Raw genomic sequence first — 19,755 nt, 5'->3', positions numbered from 1 at the left:
CCCTATTCAATATAGGGATCACCTTCTAGTTGCATAGTCTCTTTTTTTATAGTGTCCTTGACATGGGGACCAGTTTAGGGCGCCCCCTCTCCTTTTTAATTTCTCATATATTCTGGTAACCATAAAGCGATCTGTGGAAATATTAAAACTAACGCCATTGCTATTAACAATAAGAAAATAAAAGGCCATACAGCCGAATATATTTTTTGTGTACTTATATCAGGAGCTACACCTCTCATAATAAAGATACTTATACCAAACGGTGGTGTTAGGCTACCGATACAGACGGCAATTGTAAACAGTACACCAAACCATACGAGATCAAACCCAAGTGATGTTAATAATGGTAAGAATAACGGAGCTGTAATTAACAGAACTGCAACTGTATCTATTAACATCCCCAGTGCCAGAAATACCAATAGAATAGCAATCAAGATCAGCCAACGATTGATGTCGGTGTCTGTAATTACCCTTGCTACTGCACCACCAACACCTGTAACAGCTACAATTCTAGCATAGGCAACAGCCCCAATTAAAATCCAAAATACTAAGCCGTTTAGGCGAGCTGTCATTATAAATATTTTTTTAATGTTGGCCCAAGTTAATTTTCTTTTAACTGCGGTAGAAACTAGTGCACCAACGACCCCAACAGCACCTGCTTCTGTCGGAGTGGTAATTCCTAAATAAATCGACCCTAGTACAACTAAGATAACACTTAAAGGAAGGACAATACCTTTTAACGATTTTAATTTTTCTCCCCAAGTGTACCGTTCTCCGATTTCAACTGCAGGTCCTTTTTCAGGCTTTACATAACATAAAATGAGAGAGTATAGGATAAACAGGAATGCTGCTAGTACACCAGGGAATATACCCGCCATAAATAATGCCCCTGTTGAAACGCCTGATTCTGCTGCATATATGATCATAACAATACTTGGTGGTATGAGAAGGCCCAAAACCCCTCCAGCCATAATAACGCCAACAGTTAAACGATCATCATAGCCGCGTTTTAACATGGAAGGTCTAGCTATCATTCCTAGTGTTGCCGTTGCAACAGATATAACCCCAACCATCGCTGCAAAAATGGAGGAAATAATGACGGTTCCACCTGCAAGACCACCTCGCAACCCGCCGAACCAGCGGTAAATACATTCATACATATCATCAGCTAAATCACTATACATCAAAATAGCCGCCATAAAGATGTAGAGAGGAAGGGCAGTTAACACTGATTGTGTAAGATTGGAAAATGAACCTAACACAAAGCCATCTACACTTGGCATGCCTCCCCAAAATATAAATCCAAGAATAAGTGATATTCCGCCCATTGTAAAACTTACGGGTACACCTAACGCAAGGAAAACAACTAAAGAGCCGAAAAGGATGAGTGCAATTAATCCAATTTCCATATTACACACCCTCCTCAGAGTTATAGAGTTCTTCGCCAGTTACGATAATGTAAATGTCATTTGTAAGTTTTACTAGCCCTTGTAGGCCTATTAAAAGACCGCCGAGAGGGACCATTAACCATTTTATCCATAGAGGCATTGGGACTCCTCCAGTAGTAACTGCACCAATTGTGTAATAGTGAATAACATAATCCATACCTAACCAAAATAGTGCTCCTGCCATAAGAAATAAAAATAAAGCACTTATTAAATCTATGATTGATCTAACACGAAGAGAAAATTTTTCATAGAATAAATCTACACGAACATGCTGACCGATAGCGAGTGCATAGCCACCTAACATAAAGCCGATAAACCCTGTGCTCGTAACTGCTAAGTCAAAAGCCCAAGCTGTTGCGGAATTAAAAAAGTATCTTAATAGAACATCAATGAATAAAAAGATACTAGCAAAAAAGACAAGCACACCTACTACCCATATCATTGATTTATTTAGTTTTGTGATCATTTTCATAACTTGTATGACCGTTTTTTTCATCTATACACTCCTTTCGTCATATTGTTGTAGCGACCTAGTTTTTTTATAAATAAAAACTTTAAAAACTAGGTCGCTTAGTATGTTTATACTTATAAACGATTAGTCTTGTAAAAATTCTTTAATAAACGCTTCACCTTGTTCGGATTGCATAATTGTTGCGTTTTCTTCTATTAAGATTTCAACCATTTTTTGTGTTCGCTCATTAATATCAGCATAGCTTTGCCATGCAGTATCTATGGCAACCTGTTTAACTTCTTCATAACCGTCTTTAGACATTTTTACTAATTCAACACCATTTTCTTCAGCAACTTCAAAGGCAAATTTAGTTAATCTTTTTGAGCCTTCAGTAGCTAATTCTTCCATTTCTCTTGCAACTTCTAAAATAGTATTTTGAAGATCTTCAGGTAGCTTATTCCAAGTAGTTAAGCTAGCTGTAATTTCGCCATATGCCACATATATAGGTGGAACGGTAATATAGTTAACTACTTCATGCAGTTTATACGTGTCTAAGGAATAAAACGGGAAAGGAATCGCATCTAGAGTACCACGGAGAAGCCCCTCGTATTGTTCAACAAAAGGAATAGTTGCTATCCCAGAACCTAGTGTTCTAAAATACTCACTAGTTAATGCTGACATAGAGTTGACAACTTTTCCTCTAAAGTCTTCAGGAGTGATCATCGGCTCTGTCGACATATAACCAGTTAAACTTGAAGGCCAGTTACCAATTAATTTAACACCATATTCTTCTAAAGCCTCACTGTATAAATCTCTTAATTCAGTTTCATGAAGTAGATAGTTTCCTGTGTCTTCATCTATATTCCAATATGGAAGTCCATGAAATAAACCTTCTGGAATTCGGTCAGCCCATACCGAAGCAGTACCATTTTGCATATCAATTGTTCCTCTTGAAAGTGCATCTAATGACTCTGCTTGACCAGCAAGTTGATTACTGTAGAAGATTTCTATTGTTACTCTACCGTCCGTTCGTGATTCTACTTCCTCAGCAAATTTTTCTTGTAAGAAGTATTTGGGCTCCCATTCGTATACTGATGGAGGATACATCGAGTTCATCTTTAATGTAAAGGTTTCGTCGCTACTAGTTGCAGCGGAATCGCCATCTTCATTGGTTTCTGTATTATCATTTGTTTCAGAATCGTTTCCACCTGAAGGGGCAGACGTTGAATTACTTCCACCACAGGCAGTTACTACAGTTAATAGCAAAACAAAAATAATTAAAAGCCCTGCTTTTAGTAACGGGTTATTAATTTTTAACATAAAAAACCTCCTCAATTTAATTGGCTAGCAGTTTTAAGTTAGAAAGTATTTAACAAGAAACGATCAAGTAGAAAAAACAAAGGTTACCAACATAAGTAATTGATTTTAATATTCTTTCTAAGTGCTTGCGAACCCCCTTTATAAAAGATAAACGGATAAATACTCTTAAACATCACCTCCTTCATAGAATAATGAGACTAAGTTTCATATGAAATTGGAAAATAGCTTAATATTACAACTTAATTAAAGCGTTTACAAAATAATGGAAGTTAAGAATGTGATATAAATACTAGTAGGAATTAGTAGGAAATAGAAGAAAAATAGGTTTATGTATTGGAGGAAATGAATGTACATTCACTCTGAATATTGCAAATATTATGCCAACCCATGAATTGTACAAGACATCATCAGTTTTATACGTGAGTCAAATTAAGCGTTTAGTAAAAATACAACTTGATTCTTTGACTTGTATATAATTCGAACACTTTTAGAAACATTTCGAGATAACCATTATTTCGGTTAATGAATTAGACCAACAAAAACGGCTCTTTTCTCAAAGATTGTTGCTCTAAGCTAGTGGCTGTGTAGAGGTTCTTATTTTTAGGTTAATCTTTTATACTCGGTGTTTTTGGCATAAATATTGCATAGTAAATACTATAAACAAACTTGTCATTAGAGGAGGAGAGAATTCAGAGAAGTCTATTTTATAGAGGATACAATAAATACTTACTTATTAATGTAAAGGAACTTAATGAAGAGATTTTTATAAAGATAATGTATTTAAAATGAGGAGGAAGTTATTATGGAAAAATTAGTTCGTTTTGAAAAAGCTAATGGGGTCGCTACAGTTACGATTGATAACCCACCTATGAATGTGTTAAGTGGACAGGTAACAAAAGAGTTAGGTGAAGTATTTTCAACTCTAGCAGAAGATGCTGAAGTCATAGCTATTATTTTAACAGGTGCTGGTGAGCGGGCGTTCATGGCAGGGGCTGATATTAAAGAGTTTCCTCAATGGTTGCATATGAGCAAAGAGGAATTAAAAGCTATGAATCTTCAATCTCATAAAGTATTAAATCAAATTGATGAAATAGCTAAGCCTACAATTGCGATGCTAAACGGTATTACATTTGGTGGAGGTTGTGAGCTTGCATTAACGTGTGATATTCGGATTGCAGAAGAGCATGCACAAGTTGGCTTACCCGAAGTCAAATTGGGGCTGTTTCCAGGAGGTGGAGGTACTCAACGCTTACCAAGACTTGTAGGGGAGGCAAAAGCGAAAGAGTTAATGTTTTTAGGGGACCCTTTAACAGCCCAAGAAGCAAAAGAAATTGGATTAGTCAATCAAGTAGTTCCAACGGGTGAAGGTATGGCAGTTGCGCAGAAAATGGCAACAAAAATAGCTCGTTATTCGCTAGAGGCACTAAGTCGAATAAAAAAATCAGTAAATGAAGGAATGGAATTAGAGTTTAATGAAGCGATTAACCTTGAAGCTGACTATTTCGCAGGGGTGTTCCAAACGGAAGATGTAAGAGAAGGTGTTCAAGCGTTCATTGAAAAACGGAAAGCGAACTTTAAACACCGCTAAAGCTGGTCAAATTATCTATGTATCTTCAAGCTATACGAAGCCGTTTTAGCTGGGATTACAAATTTTCTACATGGGGGACAGAGTATATGAAGAACAAACCTTTAAACAAACAGCAATTTGCAAAGAAAGTCAAGGATGGGGTGCACCAAATTGTTCTTCCAACTACTTTTCCTGTAGGTCCAGTGAATGTGTATTTAATCGAAGGAGACGCCTTAACCTTAGTAGATACTGGTCCTAAAACGGATGAAGCTTGGGAGATACTTATAAAAGGTATAGAGGAAACAGGTTATCATTTAAAAGATATAAAACAAATTCTAATTACTCATCATCATAGTGATCATGCAGGTCTTGTGGAACGTATTAGAAAAATTACAGGTGCCCAAACGCTTGGGCACCCGTTACTTCAGCCTTACATCGAGCTTACCCCGAAATTTACAGAATACCGCAATCAATTTTATTATAACTTGTATAAAAGTTGTGGGGTTCCAGAAGAATTTCAACAAAACTTTGCTAGACAGCAAAAGCTATTCCAGCATTTAATTGATCCAAGTCAAGTAGACATTAAGATGGCGCACCGCCAGCAAGTACCAGGACTTAAAGATTGGCAAGTTCTTTATACACCTGGTCATTCTCAAGACCATTTATCGTTATTTCGTCAACGAGACGGTGTTCTACTAGGTGGAGACCATATCATTGGACATATTTCATCGAATGCTTTAATCGAACCGCCACTTGACTCTACTAATGAACGACCAATGACGCTTGTTCAATATCGTACAGCTCTTGAAATGTGTGCTGATGAAGATATAGATATCGTTTTTACTGGACACGGGGAACCTGTAACTAATCATCGACAATTAATACATGAACGGCTCAAAAGTAACTGGCGCCGAACTGAAAAAATTCGTCAATTTTTACAAACTGGGCCGAAAACTGTGTATGAACTGACGACATTGCTTTTCCCTACTATTTATACAAAAGAACTAAATTTAACTCTTTCAGAGACGATTGGACATCTTGATTTATTAAAGCTACTTCATCAGGTGAGAGTAACAATTATAGAAGGCATTTCCTATTATTCAATTTGTAATGACTAACATCAAACATTGAAATAAATTCACACTAACTGTGATTAATATAGAGAGGATAATGATCCAGAAAGGAGGAAGGAATATGGCTGAAACGATTAAGCAAGCGATTGAGGCTTATTTTAAAGGGAAAATTACTTCAGGTCAAAATATACACGTTACCGAGTTTCATCAACCGTCAGCTGGTTGGTCAGATGAGGCTTTCACTTTTACGGTTAATTGGGAACAGAATGGTGAATCTTACCAAAAAGGATATGCAATTCGTAAACAAAATAAAGGTGGACTGATGACAGAATATCAAGACTCCTATGAACATTTTAAAATTCTAGATCGATTGAGCAAGAATAGTGATTTACCACTTCCTGGCGTACATTGGTATGAAACCGATGAATCAATTATAGGTGGTACGTTTTTTGTTATGGATAAGTTACCAGGTAAAAGCTATGTCCCATGGTCAAAGGAAGGTCAACAGTTTTTCAAAAAAGCAAATGAGGAAGGTGAAATTCCGTTACAATTTGTACGTCACTTAGCAGATCTACACCTACTCGATTATAAAGGAATGGGTCTCACTGAAGAACTAGCTGAACCAGATGGGGAATTTGGGTATATTGACAGTAAAATTGAAGAATTTGAAGAAATGTATATAAAGTATCAAATTAGCCCTGATCCAATTATGGTAGATGCACTAGAATGGTTAAAGGCTAACAGGCCAGCAGCACAAAGGTTTTCGGTCGTTCATGGTGATTATAGATCGGGTAATCTTTTATATAGTAATAACAACATTACTGGAATATTAGACTGGGAAGCGACAGAAATTGGTGATCCGATGGCTGATGTCGCGTATGTTTGTGCAAAATCGAATCGTATGGACTCTCCATTATTAAATTACTTATTAGATAAGCAGATGTTTCTTGAAACTTATAGTAAGTTTACTGGATTAACAATTGATGAAAAAGTGCTCCATTATTATGAAGTCTTCCATCAAGTACGGTTTGTCTTAATTTCACAATCTGCTGGAACGGACTTTGCTAAAGGAAAAACAAAAGATCTTCGTATGGCTAGGCAAGGTTATCGATGGCCATTAATGCGCGGGATGCTAGCTGAATTATTAGGCTACTAGGGGGTGAAGCAATGCTAGATAAATCATATACATTTAAAACGACAACAGAGGTTTTAAAAGAAGTCATTATCCCACATATTAATAATAGTATGGCAAAAGAACAGGCAATTGCTTTAATTTCAGTATTAAAAAACTTGGATATGCAAACTATAGAAAACTTAAGTCCGAAGGCACAGTTGAATTTACTTATTTCAGAGACTATACATGATTTTATTGGTAGGATCCAAGCAGATGAAGGTTTATTTAGATACGATAGAATAGTAGATCAGCTAATGGATGATTTAAATGAAGTCAATTTAATTGAAGATACTAATACTAAATGGAGTCGTTTAAATGAATTACAATGCACACTTATTCAAGCCTTATATAAAGAAAGTTTAAACAATACAAATGTTGAACGGTATTACATTACCCCGTTAAGACAGAAACTGCGTGAACAGCTTAATATCGAGATCGCTCTTGTTCGGTAATGTAAAAGACTGTTTTTTCGTTAACACAATCATTGAGAAATAAGCAATAAGAAGGAATAAAAAAGCATTAAAAGGTAATGGAAAGATTACCTTTTAATGCTTTTTTGTATTAATTGTTCGATTATTCTTACAATTTTATGTTAAAATTAAGGAAAGCGAACTAAATCAGGCTGTTTTTAGAGTACCAAAAAACATAAAATCTGAATGAACGTGAAACAAGCAATAAGAAGGAGTAGATTTAAATTGAATTCAGTTAAAAAGATAATGATTCCAGTTAATGAGTGTCTGACTCCTAATCAAACCTTGAATGATGCGATTAAATTTATGAAAAAAACAAAGTGGAATACAGTTCCTGTGACAGATATAACAGGGAAATTAATAGGAGTTTTTACTCGTAGCGCTCTTTATCAAATGTTGTTATTAGGGTTAGGGCAAACAACACCTATCGCAAACTATATTAAAGAGGGTATAGGAACCGTTACCCTTGATACAACGTTTGAAGAATTAGAAGAAATTATTGCCATTAGTGAAGTAGGTACAGGAATAGTTATAGACGACTTTGATAAACCAATCGGTCTAATCACGACTTCATCTGCTGTTTTAAGTTTTTTACATAGTACTCGATCACTAAAAGGTCAGTTAGAAACGATTTTGCATACATCTAACTTAGGTGCGTTAATGACAGATGAACGAGGGAAAATCATCTTTGTGAATGATAAATTAACGAACATGTTGAAACAACCGTTAGAAAGATTGATGTTAAAAGATTTACAACAATTAATTCCGAATATGGAAAGTTCCAGTTTAAAAAAAGAAGTCCATTTTCGAATGAATATCGACTCTGATTACTTTGTCGTTCGCTTATCCTATTATAATATGCCGAATGGGAAAAAAGGATATATTGCTCTTTTCCAAAATGTATCTGAGTTAGAAAATATGGCTCAAGAACTGCAAATGGTCAAGAAATGGAAAAGCATCTTACAGACCGTCATAGAAAATGCCTACGATGGATTAGTGATGATTAATGAAAATGGTGAGATTATATTTATTAGCCCATCTCTTATTGAATTATTTGAGCTTGACGATAAAACGATTGAACAAATGCCAGTCAATGATATACTTCCACATCTTGAATTAACACCAACTCTTAAAACAGGTGTTGCAGATATAAGTGACTTTATGGAAATCAAAGGAATTAATTATATGGTCCAAAGAATTCCTGTTTATCAAGATGATCAAATAATCGGTGTTATTGGTAAAATTGTCTATCGACAATTACATGAAGTTCGTGAGCGATTTAGGAGATATGAAGATATTGAGAAGAAGATGCAAATTTCTAGTCGAAAAACAGAGACATCTAGATTTACATTTAAAGAAATTCTTTCTCAAGATCCTCAGATGGAAAAGTTAATGCGTAGTGGAATAAAAGCTGCTAAAGGGCGAACAACGATATTAATTCGTGGCGAAAGTGGAACTGGAAAAGAACTATTTGCTCATGCGATTCATAGCTCTAGCTCTTCTGGACAAGGTCCATTTATTACAGTGAATTGTGCGGCTATCCCTGAACATCTACTAGAATCAGAGTTTTTCGGATATGAGGAAGGTGCTTTTACTGGCGCAAAACAAAAGGGGAAAATGGGTAAGTTTGATTTAGCTAATGGTGGAACATTATTCCTCGATGAAGTCGGTGATATGTCTTTGCAGCTTCAAGCAAAACTTCTAAGAGTCTTGCAGGAAAGAGAGTTTTATCGAGTTGGTGGAACAGAGCGGATTGAAGTTAATGTTCGGATTATTGCAGCAACAAACCGCCCTCTTGAAGAAATGGTTGAATCTGGAGAGTTCCGAGAAGATTTGTTCTACAGGTTAAACGTCATTTCATTTGAAATTCCACCGCTTAGAAAGAGGAAAAAAGATATTTTATTATTAAGTGAAGCTTTTATTCAAGAATTAAATAAACAAAATGGAACAAGTATTATCGGATGGGACCCAGTAGTACAACAAGCAATGATGGATTATGATTGGCCAGGGAACATTAGAGAATTACGAAATGTGTGGGAGCGAGCGATGGTGTTTTCTGAAAACGGTTACGTTCGTCTTGTAGACTTACCAGATTATTTATTAAAGAAAGTAGGCTACGATCTTTTAATTGAGGAAGAGGAAACAGGTAATCCTGAACAATCCTTATTAGAAAAAGCTGAACAAATCGCTATACAGAAAGCATTGATTAAATCTAACGGTAATAAGAGTCAAGCATGTAAACTGTTAGGCATCAGCCGATCGGTACTATATGATAAATTAAAAAAATATGAAACAATCGAAGTGAACTAGTGAGTTTGAGATGAATTTAGTGCACACACCTTGAATGACAGAAGGTGCTGTGTACTTTTTTATTTAAATTAGTTGTTAAGCATATTTCCTAGTCGTCTATCACTGATTAGAAGGTGTGTACGGTTGTGAGTCATATCAAGACAATCCTTTTTTTAACCCTGTTTAAATTTCAGACAACATGCTTCAACAATAATTGGAAAATGTCGTAATCCCCTGCTAATAAATTTTGGCACGGTTATTGCAATAGTAAAAGTGTGATAGTCATTGATGAATTTTTTATATTTATAGGGGGAATGAAAATGCGAGAAGTAGTAATTGTAGAAGCAGTTCGAACACCAGTAGGAAAACGAAAAGGGCTATTAAGTACAGTTCGCCCTGATGATATGGCAGCGAAAGTATTAAAGGAATTAGTAAATCGTTCAGGAATTGATCCAGCTCTTGTTGAAGACGTTATTATGGGTTGTGTTTCCCAAGTCGAAGAACAAGGTTTAAACGTTGCGCGTACTGCCGTTTTACAGGCTGATTTCCCAATCAGTGTTCCTGGTACAACCATTGACCGTCAATGTGGTTCAGGTCAACAAGCAGTTCACTTTGCAACTCAGGCAATTGCGAGTGGAGATATGGATGTTGTTATTGCAGGCGGAGTCGAGAGTATGTCTCGTGTCCCAATGGGGGCTACTCGTCAAAGATCTGATTGGAGTGAAGAATTATCATCTCGTTATGAAATGATTCACCAAGGTCTTTCTGCAGAACGTATTAGTGAGAAGTGGGGATATAACCGTACTCAATTGGATGAGTTCTCATTAGAGAGTCATCGTAGAGCGCTTCAAGCTCAAGAAGAAGGACGTTTTGACCGCGAAATAATGCCTTTTGAAGTTACGCTTGAAGATGGAACAAAAACGGTTGTAACTCAAGATGAAGGCCCACGTAAAGGTACGTCTCTTGAGAAATTAGGTTCATTAAAACCTGCTTTTATTGAAAACGGTGTTATTCATGCTGGGAATGCAAGTCAAATGAGCGATGGTTCTGCAGCGATTCTACTTATGTCAAAAGATAAAGCGCTTGAATTAGGGTTGAAACCTCGTTTCCGTGTCGTTGCTCGTCAAGTGGTAGGTTCAGACCCAACTTTAATGTTAACAGGACCAATTGAAGCAACAAAGCAAGTACTTAAGAAAGCTGGTTTAACAATCGATGATATGGACCTCTATGAAGTAAATGAAGCATTTGCACCAGTTCCAATGTGCTGGTTAGATGATGTAGGAGCAGACCCAGCCAAATTAAATGTAAACGGCGGGGCAATTGCATTAGGTCACCCACTAGGAGCAAGTGGAGCGCGTGTAATGATTACCCTCATGCATGAGTTAGAAAGAACAGGCGGACGTTATGGCCTTCAAGCAATTTGTGAAGGTGGCGGAATGGCCAATGCAACAATCATTGAAAGAATTTAAGCAGTAGATTAGATAACTTTCACAATACAAAAATAGTTAAAATATAGGAGGAATATCAATATGAATATGCAAGATACGATTGCAATTGTTACAGGTGGAGCATCGGGACTAGGAGAAGCAACAGTAAGAAATATCGTCGAAAATGGCGGAAAAGCTGCGATTTTTGATTTATCAGAAGATAATGGAAATCGTCTAGTTGAAGAACTAGGTGAAAATGTTATGTTTGTTAAAACAAATGTAACAGATGAAGAAAGTGTTCAAAAGGCGCTAGATGAAGCGACTCAAAAATTTGGTGGTTATAATGCAGTCGTAAACTGTGCAGGTATCGGACTTGCTGAAAAAACAGTGAGTAGGGGCCAAGCGCATGACTTAGCTGGTTTCGTTAAAATTATTAATGTAAACCTTATCGGTACATTTAACGTAATCCGTTTAGCTGCAGAAAAAATGGTTGCAAACGACCCTAATGATAAAGGGGAGCGCGGTGTAATCATTAATACAGCTTCGGTTGCGGCATTTGATGGACAAATTGGTCAAGCAGCATATAGTGCATCAAAGGGTGGTATTGTTGGTATGACATTGCCAATTGCACGTGATTTAGCTAAAAGTGGAATCCGTGTCGTAACGATTGCGCCAGGACTATTCGAAACACCTTTATTTAATACATTATCTGAAGAAGCGAAAACGGCATTGGGCAAACAAGTTCCATTCCCTCCAAGATTAGGTGTACCTACTGAATATGGTCAACTTGCACAAGCAATCATTGAAAACCCAATGCTAAACGGTGAAACGATTCGTTTAGATGGCGCAATCCGTATGCAACCTAAATAAGCTTTAATAGAAAATAAGACTAATAGTATACAAGGGCCATTCATTTGAATGAGAAAACCGTTTAATGAATGGTCCTTAATAATTTTAGAGAGGTGTCAATTATGTCTAGACCATTTATAACTGAAGAACATGAAATTTTTAGAAAATCATTAAGAAAGTATTTAGAAAAAGAAGTTATTCCTCATTTCGAAGAGTGGGAAGAAGCAAGACAAGTACCAAGAACATATTGGAAACAGCTAGGTGAGCAAGGGTTTCTGTGCCCATGGCTAGATGAAGAATATGGTGGCATGAATGCTGATTTCGGTTATTCAGTTGTATTTTCTGAAGAGCTTGAAAAAGTAGGGGCTGGAATTGGTGGTCCAGGACTTCATAATGATATTGTTATGCCTTACATTGACTCTTACGGTTCAGAAGAGCAAAAACGAAGATGGCTGCCACGAAGTGTAACTGGTGAAATCATCTCTTCTATTGCGATGACTGAACCAGGGACAGGTTCGGACTTAGCTGCAATTAAAACAACGGCTGTGCGTGATGGTGATCATTATGTAATAAACGGTGAGAAGACATTTATTACGAATGGTTACTCTACAAACTTTATTGTCGTTGTATGTAAAACGGACACACAAGCTAATCCTCCTCATAAAGGAATTAGCCTAATTGTAGTTGATACAATTGATGGGGAAGTTCCAGGATTTAAAAAAGGTAAAAAGCTAAGAAAAGTGGGTCAGCATACGGCAGATACAGCAGAGTTAATCTTCGAAGACGTTAGAGTTCCTGTTGAGAACCTACTTGGAGAAGAAGGAAAAGGCTTTTATTATTTAATGGATAAATTACAACAAGAAAGGTTAATGGTAGCAATTGGAGCGGTAACTTCAGCAGAAAGAATGCTAGAAATAACGATCGATTACGTTAAGCAACGTAAAGCGTTCGGTAAACCGATTAGTAAGTTCCAAAATACACAATTTAAGATCGCTGAGATGGCAACACAAATTGAAATCGGAAGAACATTTGTCGATAATTTAATTGTTAAGCATATGGCTGGAGAAAACGTAGTTACTGAAGTTTCAATGGCCAAGTGGTGGACTACAGATATGGCTAAAAAGATGGCTGGAGAATGTATGCAGCTTCACGGTGGTTATGGATATATGGAAGAATATGAGATTGCTAGAAGGTACCGTGATATCCCAGTTTCAACGATTTATGCTGGAACAAATGAGATTATGAAGCAAATCATTGCTAAAAATATGGGTCTATAACTACAATAAAGATTTATGAAAGCGCTTAAATAATTAATGTTACTAGACTATCATATTTTTACTTTGGCTTTATTATTATTGTTGTTGATTTTGGACTCAACCCTTTCAGTATATTAAAAGGCGTGTGAAGCTTATAATTCAAACGATGAGTCCAAATCAACGTCTTCTATACTCTAAAAAGCCTTATAAACGGTCTTTGTTGGGAGAGGAGAGAACCTTACCTTCACATAAGAAGCTTGATATTAGGGGGTATTAGGATGAATGTTGTAAACATGCTAGTTGCAACTGCAGAACGTCTACCAGAAAAAGCTGCTATCGTATACAAAGGTGAAAAGTGGAGCTATAGACAAGTGAAGGATGAAGTCTTTAAGGTAGCAAATGGATTAAAGGCTAGTGGAATTAAGGAAGATATGCACGTTGGGTTGATGATGACAAATCGTCCAGAATATGTCATCTCCTATTTTGCTTTATTAGCCGTTGGAGCGGCAGTTGTTCCAATTAATCCACAATTTAAGGAAAGAGAATTAACCTATGCTTTAAATGATTCAGATGCCTCTGCCCTTATCTACGAATATTATTTTACAGAAACTGTTATGAATGCTAAAGCAGATTTTAAATCAGCAAATATACTTATCCCGTTATATGGTAAAGGTAACGATGCATGTGAATGGTCGAAGCTACTCAATTATGAGCCAATTGATAAACCATGTGTGCGACAAGAGGATGATACAGCTCAAATTATTTATACATCTGGAACAACAGGGCATCCAAAAGGAGCGATGATTACACATGATAACGTTCTGTGGATGACGAAGACAGTAACCGATGTTCAAGAAACGAGTGAAACAGACAAAGTCGTTGTCGTTTTACCACTATTCCATGCTTATGCTAAGGTTGCTTGTCTCTTATGTGGGATGTATAAAGGAGCAACAGCATATCTAGAAGATCGATTTATCCCAGATCTAATGCTAGAACTTATAGAGCGGGAGAAAATCACCGTTTTCCCTGGGGTACCAACTATGTTTACTATGTTTGTTCACTCTCCAAAGCTAAAGGATTATGATTATTCCTCACTAAGGATCTTTGGTTCTGGTGGTGCAAGTATTCCAGTTGAAATCATTGATCGAATTAAAAAGGAAATCGGTGTTGCCATGTTAGAAGGATACGGACAAACTGAATCTACGGTTATGATCACTTGTCAACCTCTACATGGCAAAAAAATTGTAGGTTCAGTTGGAATACCTGTCCCTGGATTGGAACTTCGTATTGTTACACCTGATGAAAAAGATGTGCCACAAGGTGAAGTTGGTGAAATTATTTTCCGTGGACGTAATGCAATGAAAGGCTATTACAATAAGCCAGAAGCAACGCAGGAAACGATTCGTGATGGCTGGGTTTATACTGGTGATCTAGGTTATCAGGATAAAGATGGGAACTTATTTATTGTCGATCGGAAGAAGGATATGATTATTCGCGGTGGTTATAATGTTTATCCCCGTGAAATAGAAGAAGTGCTATACGCTCATCCAGATATCATTGAATGTGCTGTAATTGGTGAGGCACATGAAGTTTTCGGAGAGGAAATTGTAGCGTATGTTGTAATGAAAAAGGAAATTTCGGAAGAAGATTTATATGCTTACTGTAAAAAGAATATCGCAAGCTATAAGGTTCCAAGAATCTTTAGGTTTCTAGATGAACTTCCAAAAACAGCTACAGGAAAGATCTTGAAAGTACCATTAAGAAAAAAACAACAATCACGAAATGTTAACTAGAAATCACTGTAACCATGTATTCCATGTATTTAAGCATTCTGCTTAATACGATTTAATCACTATTGAAATATATATTACTTAGTGATGGGGGCAAAAGATACCCTCTATTTTAATTAACTTTACCTAAACCATTATTTTTTCTCGGCGGTGTTAAAGATCGTACATAGCCAATCATTATAATCGATTTAGCTCATCACTAAGTAATATGTTACTTACAATCTTTTGAAAAAAGGGACGAATAACAAAGGATTGTAATTTAGATTGATAGTAAAGTATAGTGTTTCTATCAATTGACTTAAGATGATAGCAGTGCTTTATCATCTTATTAAAGGAGATGCAGGATAGAAATGGAAAACACTTCAAAAAATCAATATAACATTTCTGATTCAGATAAGAAAAAGCTAATTAGTTTGTTATCTATTTTGCTTTTATTTTCAATTATGAACTCGACCATGTTTATGGTTTCCGTTCCTGATATTGCGTTTTATTTTGATCTACTCCCCTCCCAAGTTAGCTGGGTTGTTACGGGCTATATTATCCTTTACTCTATTGGGGCATTACTTTATGGCAAATTAGGTGATATTTATCCGATAAAAAATTTATTAACAATTGGGATTTCCTTATTTGTCATAGGTTCCATTATTGGTTTCTTCTCTCCAACTTATTTAATGGTTGTCATCTCTAGAATGATCCAAGCTTGTGGTGCAGCTGCGGTTATTGCTATCGTTTTTGTTATTCCATCTCGCTATTTTCCAAATGAAAAAGGTAGAATGCTAGGTATATTATCTTCTGCAATGGCATTTGGTGCTGGCTTAGGACCTGTACTAGGTGGATTTATTGCAGGTTTCTTAGATTGGCATTATATTTTTCTATTTTCTTTTGTTGTAGTTTTGACATTACCTTTTTTACGAGTATTATTACCGAAAGAAGAGAAGAAAAGCGGAAAGCCAGATGTTATTGGAGCAATTCTAATGGCTTTAGGTGTCGCTTTCCTTATTTTATTTATAACGTCTTTTAATTGGATTTATTTATTGTTTGGTATTATTGTTAGTGCGGCATTTTTTTTGTGGATTTGTACTTATCGATATCCATTAATTTTACCTTCAATGTTTTCAAACAAAGTTTTTCGATTAACCGTTTTGACGAGTTTTTTCGGTACATTAATTATGTTTAGTAATTTATTCATCCTTCCTTTGTTACTCCGAGACATCCATGGATTAAGTACTGTACAAATAGGTTTAGTTCTGTTTCCAGGAGCAATTCTTGGAGCATTTGTAGGGAATGCAGCTGGTGGCTTTACTGATCGATATGGTAGTCAGACTGTCGGATACTTTGCAATCAGTTTAATTTTAATAGGATCTTTTCTTTTATCTAGCTTTCTTGGATTTGCACCTTGGATTATTAGTATAATCTTTAGTATTAATTTTATTGCTTTTCCAATCTTTCAAACATCTATGGCTAATATAATATCGACGGTCCTTCCCGATGAACAAATGGGTGTTGGAATGGGGATTTATAATTTAGGAAACTTATTATCTGGTGCTATTGGTGGTGCCATTATTGGAAGAATCCTAGATTATTCATTTGTTGGAATTCCCTTAAATCCATTTATAGAAAATATAGGCGTCGTCGTCGTGTACAGTAATATATTTGTCGGTTTGGCATTACTTACAATTATAATCGGTCTCTATTTTTATTTTTCGAACCGTAAACAACAGCCTTTAATTTTTAGAGATGGTGTCTAAAAATTACTACACCCTAACATCAAAACTACTCTCGTGTCTAATCGTCTTGTGGCCATAAGTATATAATTTGACTCTTCCATAATTTTGTTGCTTGTCTACATTTTCAGAAAGCGGACGACGGTTTCTTTCTTGTCGTTGACGCTTATCGAATGCTGCTAATGTGTGCTTAGGTTTCTTTACTAATGGTTTACGTGGACTAAACATAGTATTTGAAATCACGATAGTTCTCCTATTCAAATAGTTTTATTGGGTATGGATCAATCACATTTGTACTTGTTTATTAAGCTATTCGAATAGGGAGAGAGTTTTTAGGGGGTAAAGATAAAGATCACTAATAATTGAGAATTAAGTAGCGCTTCGCATGTAGATTGGTAGTAATCACTAGTAAAAACGTACAATGAAATTCTCTAACTAAATACCTAAGTAATAAAAGTAATGAAATGGTAACTACCCAGGTAAACAAGAGAATAGGTTTCAAATCCTGCTACACCTTTAATTTTCATAATTAAAGAAGAAGTTCTAGTGTAAAAGTGTTAAAATAGAAAAAGCAGAAAATTATGGTTAGGCAGGATGAGAAATGGAAATTTATTCAATATTAGTGGCTGTCATGTTTTTTATAAACATGCTCTTTGCAGGAATGATTATTTTTTTTGAACGTAAAGACGCTAGTGCAACATGGGCATGGGTTTTGATTTTATTTTTTATTCCTTTCTTGGGATTTATAATTTATCTTTTTCTCGGTCAAAATTTAACGAAAAAACGATTGTTTGATACAGACGGAACGAGGAAAATTGGTATTGACCAGGTAATTGCAGAACAAATCAGTCAAATTAAACATTCAGAATTTCAATTTGATAGTAGAGTAACGGAAGAGTACAAAGATTTAATTTATATGCATTTAATCAACAATGATTCTATGCTAACGAAGGGAAACGAAATTGAAATACTAGTTGACGGTCGAAAGAAATTCGAAACTTTATTAGAGGATATCCGAAACGCAAAAAGCTTCATCCATATTCAATACTATATTATTAAAAATGATGGACTAGGAAAACAAATTATCAAAGAACTTACTAAAAAGGCAAAACAGGGAGTAAAAGTCCGAGTCCTATATGATGAACTTGGCTCACGAAAATTAAAAAGAAAAGATTTTGCAGAGCTAGTTCAAGCAGGTGGAGAAATTGGAGTCTTTTTCCCTTCTAAATTAGCTCCCATAAACCTACGTCTTAATTACAGAAACCATCGGAAGCTAGTAAACATTGACGGGTACGTTGGATATATTGGTGGGTTTAATGTTGGTGATGAGTATTTAGGATTGAATGAGAGGTTCGGCTACTGGAGAGATACCCATCTTCGGATAGAAGGACCAGCCGTTGATTCAATCCAAAAACGGTTTATCTTGGATTGGAACCAAGCTTCTAAACAATATTATATTAATTATGATCCTCACTACTTTCCTAAAAAAATTGGAGCAGGAAAAGCAGCGATGCAAATTGTATCAAGTGGACCAGACTCTGAGTGGGAGCAAGTGAAAAACGGTTATATTTATATGATTATGGCAGCAAAAAAATCCATATATATTCAAACGCCTTATTTCATACCAGACCCGAGTCTCCTAGATGCATTAAGAATTGCTGTCTTATCTGGTAAAGACGTTCGGATAATGATCCCAAACCGACCTGATCACCCATTTGTATATTGGGCAACATACTCCCATGTCGGCGAGATGATAAAAACAGGGGCAAAAGTTTTTATATATGAAGAAGGGTTCATCCATGCAAAAATGTTAGTCGTTGACCGAAAAATCAATTCAGTAGGAACAGCGAATATTGACATGCGAAGCTTTAAATTGAATTTTGAAGTCAACGCTTTTATTTATGATCAGGAGACATCGGAACAACTTGCTAAACAATTTGAAAAAGATATGGAATTATGTTTCGAGCTTACACAGGATTTGTATGATCAACGTTCAAAAGTAATTAGATTTAAAGAATCCATTTCACGACTATTATCACCCATCTTATAAACTGAATAAAAACCATAAGGCACTTTCTAACAAGGAAAGTGCCTTATTCATATTTTATTTTTGATTATTGTAACAGGGAACCACTTTAGTTCATTGTTCATATAAGTAAGAAACATAGTAAAAGGGGTTACCAAGATGTATTTAGATGCATTAGCAAAGTTAGGAGTGGGGGGCGCTCACCCAGGCGGATTGTTACTAACAGAAAAGTTAGTGAGATCAGAACAGATCAGTACAAATACTCGTATTTTGGATATCGGGTGTGGTACAGGACAAACTTCAGCTTATTTGTATCATCACTTTAAATGCCAAGTTATAGCATGCGATATTCATCCTCTCATGCTTGAAAAAGCGAATAAACGATTTCAACAAGAGAGCCTACCTATTAAAGCAATATATGGTAATTCAGAAGCTTTACCTTTTCAGGATGATACCTTTGATATTATCATTTCCGAGTCAGTAACTTCTTTTACAAATATAAAACGATCTTTGAAGGAATATTATCGTGTTTTAAAACCAAAAGGAATGCTAATTGCAATAGAAATGACTCAAGGTGGTGCCTTACCGATAGCCGATATAGAAAAGATCAAAAATTTTTACACTTTAGAAAAAGTGATGACAAAGGAAGGTTGGCAACAAGAACTCGAAGAATGTTCTTTTTCTCAAATTAAAATAGATCTCTATGTTGTAAAAAGTCCGAACCCTAACACTCTATGTGACATTGACCCGTCACCTTCGATCGACACAAAAACAAACGAAGTTATTATGGAGCATGCAAAACTGTTGAGCACTTACCAAACAAGCATCTTCCCATGTATAATCATCGCCCAAAAATAACATAAAGTATGAAAAGTGTTAAGCGCACAAAAC

General features: G+C 35.9%; 16 protein-coding genes. 12 read left to right on the top strand and 4 right to left on the bottom strand.

What is annotated here, in order from left to right:
• Positions 1–95: 95 nt before the first annotated feature.
• The 3 genes from GKP30_RS17305 to GKP30_RS17295 form a co-directional block, all read right to left on the bottom strand.
• Positions 96–1,409, bottom strand: a complete 1,314-nt coding sequence (locus tag GKP30_RS17305) for a TRAP transporter large permease (protein ID WP_216830719.1) — start codon at positions 1,407–1,409, stop codon at positions 96–98.
• A 1-nt stretch (position 1,410) separates the two neighbouring features.
• On the bottom strand, positions 1,411–1,944 hold the full coding sequence (locus GKP30_RS17300; protein ID WP_216830718.1) for a TRAP transporter small permease subunit: 534 nt from the start codon (positions 1,942–1,944) through the stop codon (positions 1,411–1,413).
• A 99-nt stretch (positions 1,945–2,043) separates the two neighbouring features.
• Positions 2,044–3,219 (bottom strand): TRAP transporter substrate-binding protein, encoded by a 1,176-nt coding sequence (locus GKP30_RS17295; protein ID WP_216830717.1) that lies wholly within the window; start codon positions 3,217–3,219, stop codon positions 2,044–2,046.
• 802 nt (positions 3,220–4,021) lie between these two features.
• Between GKP30_RS17295 and GKP30_RS17290 the strand changes: the two genes are divergently transcribed.
• The 10 genes from GKP30_RS17290 to GKP30_RS17245 all read left to right on the top strand — a co-directional run bounded on the left by GKP30_RS17290 (position 4,022) and on the right by GKP30_RS17245 (position 16,862).
• Complete coding sequence (locus GKP30_RS17290) at positions 4,022–4,807, top strand: enoyl-CoA hydratase (RefSeq protein WP_216830716.1); 786 nt, start codon at positions 4,022–4,024, stop codon at positions 4,805–4,807.
• An 86-nt stretch (positions 4,808–4,893) separates the two neighbouring features.
• A complete protein-coding gene (locus GKP30_RS17285; RefSeq protein ID WP_216830715.1) occupies positions 4,894–5,904 on the top strand; it encodes an MBL fold metallo-hydrolase in 1,011 nt (336 codons plus the stop codon).
• A gap of 76 nt (positions 5,905–5,980) precedes the next feature.
• Entirely contained in the window at positions 5,981–7,015 is a 1,035-nt protein-coding gene (locus tag GKP30_RS17280) for a phosphotransferase family protein (RefSeq protein ID WP_216830714.1), read from the top strand.
• Between the two features lie 11 nt (positions 7,016–7,026).
• Positions 7,027–7,485, top strand: a complete 459-nt coding sequence (locus GKP30_RS17275; protein WP_216830713.1) for a hypothetical protein — start codon at positions 7,027–7,029, stop codon at positions 7,483–7,485.
• A 243-nt stretch (positions 7,486–7,728) separates the two neighbouring features.
• Positions 7,729–9,813, top strand: a complete 2,085-nt coding sequence (locus GKP30_RS17270; protein WP_216830712.1) for a sigma 54-interacting transcriptional regulator — start codon at positions 7,729–7,731, stop codon at positions 9,811–9,813.
• Between the two features lie 299 nt (positions 9,814–10,112).
• Positions 10,113–11,261, top strand: a complete 1,149-nt coding sequence (locus GKP30_RS17265) for a thiolase family protein (protein WP_216830711.1) — start codon at positions 10,113–10,115, stop codon at positions 11,259–11,261.
• Between the two features lie 60 nt (positions 11,262–11,321).
• Complete coding sequence (locus GKP30_RS17260) at positions 11,322–12,089, top strand: 3-hydroxyacyl-CoA dehydrogenase (RefSeq protein WP_216830710.1); 768 nt, start codon at positions 11,322–11,324, stop codon at positions 12,087–12,089.
• Between the two features lie 101 nt (positions 12,090–12,190).
• Positions 12,191–13,345 (top strand): acyl-CoA dehydrogenase family protein, encoded by a 1,155-nt coding sequence (locus GKP30_RS17255; protein WP_216830709.1) that lies wholly within the window; start codon positions 12,191–12,193, stop codon positions 13,343–13,345.
• 257 nt (positions 13,346–13,602) lie between these two features.
• Entirely contained in the window at positions 13,603–15,117 is a 1,515-nt protein-coding gene (locus GKP30_RS17250; protein ID WP_216830708.1) for a class I adenylate-forming enzyme family protein, read from the top strand.
• Between the two features lie 347 nt (positions 15,118–15,464).
• Entirely contained in the window at positions 15,465–16,862 is a 1,398-nt protein-coding gene (locus tag GKP30_RS17245; RefSeq protein ID WP_216830707.1) for an MFS transporter, read from the top strand.
• A 6-nt stretch (positions 16,863–16,868) separates the two neighbouring features.
• On the opposite strand, the gene GKP30_RS17240 is transcribed toward GKP30_RS17245, so the two are convergent.
• Entirely contained in the window at positions 16,869–17,081 is a 213-nt protein-coding gene (locus GKP30_RS17240) for a hypothetical protein (RefSeq protein WP_216830706.1), read from the bottom strand.
• Between the two features lie 358 nt (positions 17,082–17,439).
• Between GKP30_RS17240 and cls the strand changes: the two genes are divergently transcribed.
• Together cls and GKP30_RS17230 are read left to right on the top strand one after the other, a co-directional pair.
• Positions 17,440–18,888 (top strand): cardiolipin synthase, encoded by a 1,449-nt coding sequence (cls, locus tag GKP30_RS17235; RefSeq protein WP_216830705.1) that lies wholly within the window; start codon positions 17,440–17,442, stop codon positions 18,886–18,888.
• A gap of 135 nt (positions 18,889–19,023) precedes the next feature.
• A complete protein-coding gene (locus GKP30_RS17230; RefSeq protein WP_216830704.1) occupies positions 19,024–19,722 on the top strand; it encodes a class I SAM-dependent methyltransferase in 699 nt (232 codons plus the stop codon).
• Positions 19,723–19,755: the final 33 nt, after the last annotated feature.

The organism is Alkalihalobacterium elongatum, assembly GCF_019024285.1.
Classification (GTDB): Bacteria; Bacillota; Bacilli; order Bacillales; family Bacillaceae_F; genus Alkalihalobacterium; species Alkalihalobacterium elongatum.
Note: the sequence above shows the minus strand (reverse complement) of the source record. Positions and strands in the feature narration are given on the sequence as shown.

Coding starts and splice junctions, on each gene's coding strand:
- GKP30_RS17305 (WP_216830719.1), bottom strand. CDS start 1,409: ATGGAAATTGGATTAATTGCACTCATCCTTTTCGGCTCTTTAGTTGTT.
- GKP30_RS17300 (WP_216830718.1), bottom strand. CDS start 1,944: ATGAAAAAAACGGTCATACAAGTTATGAAAATGATCACAAAACTAAAT.
- GKP30_RS17295 (WP_216830717.1), bottom strand. CDS start 3,219: ATGTTAAAAATTAATAACCCGTTACTAAAAGCAGGGCTTTTAATTATT.
- GKP30_RS17290 (WP_216830716.1), top strand. CDS start 4,022: ATGGAAAAATTAGTTCGTTTTGAAAAAGCTAATGGGGTCGCTACAGTT.
- GKP30_RS17285 (WP_216830715.1), top strand. CDS start 4,894: ATGAAGAACAAACCTTTAAACAAACAGCAATTTGCAAAGAAAGTCAAG.
- GKP30_RS17280 (WP_216830714.1), top strand. CDS start 5,981: ATGGCTGAAACGATTAAGCAAGCGATTGAGGCTTATTTTAAAGGGAAA.
- GKP30_RS17275 (WP_216830713.1), top strand. CDS start 7,027: ATGCTAGATAAATCATATACATTTAAAACGACAACAGAGGTTTTAAAA.
- GKP30_RS17265 (WP_216830711.1), top strand. CDS start 10,113: ATGCGAGAAGTAGTAATTGTAGAAGCAGTTCGAACACCAGTAGGAAAA.
- GKP30_RS17260 (WP_216830710.1), top strand. CDS start 11,322: ATGAATATGCAAGATACGATTGCAATTGTTACAGGTGGAGCATCGGGA.
- GKP30_RS17255 (WP_216830709.1), top strand. CDS start 12,191: ATGTCTAGACCATTTATAACTGAAGAACATGAAATTTTTAGAAAATCA.
- GKP30_RS17250 (WP_216830708.1), top strand. CDS start 13,603: ATGAATGTTGTAAACATGCTAGTTGCAACTGCAGAACGTCTACCAGAA.
- GKP30_RS17245 (WP_216830707.1), top strand. CDS start 15,465: ATGGAAAACACTTCAAAAAATCAATATAACATTTCTGATTCAGATAAG.
- cls (WP_216830705.1), top strand. CDS start 17,440: ATGGAAATTTATTCAATATTAGTGGCTGTCATGTTTTTTATAAACATG.
- GKP30_RS17230 (WP_216830704.1), top strand. CDS start 19,024: ATGTATTTAGATGCATTAGCAAAGTTAGGAGTGGGGGGCGCTCACCCA.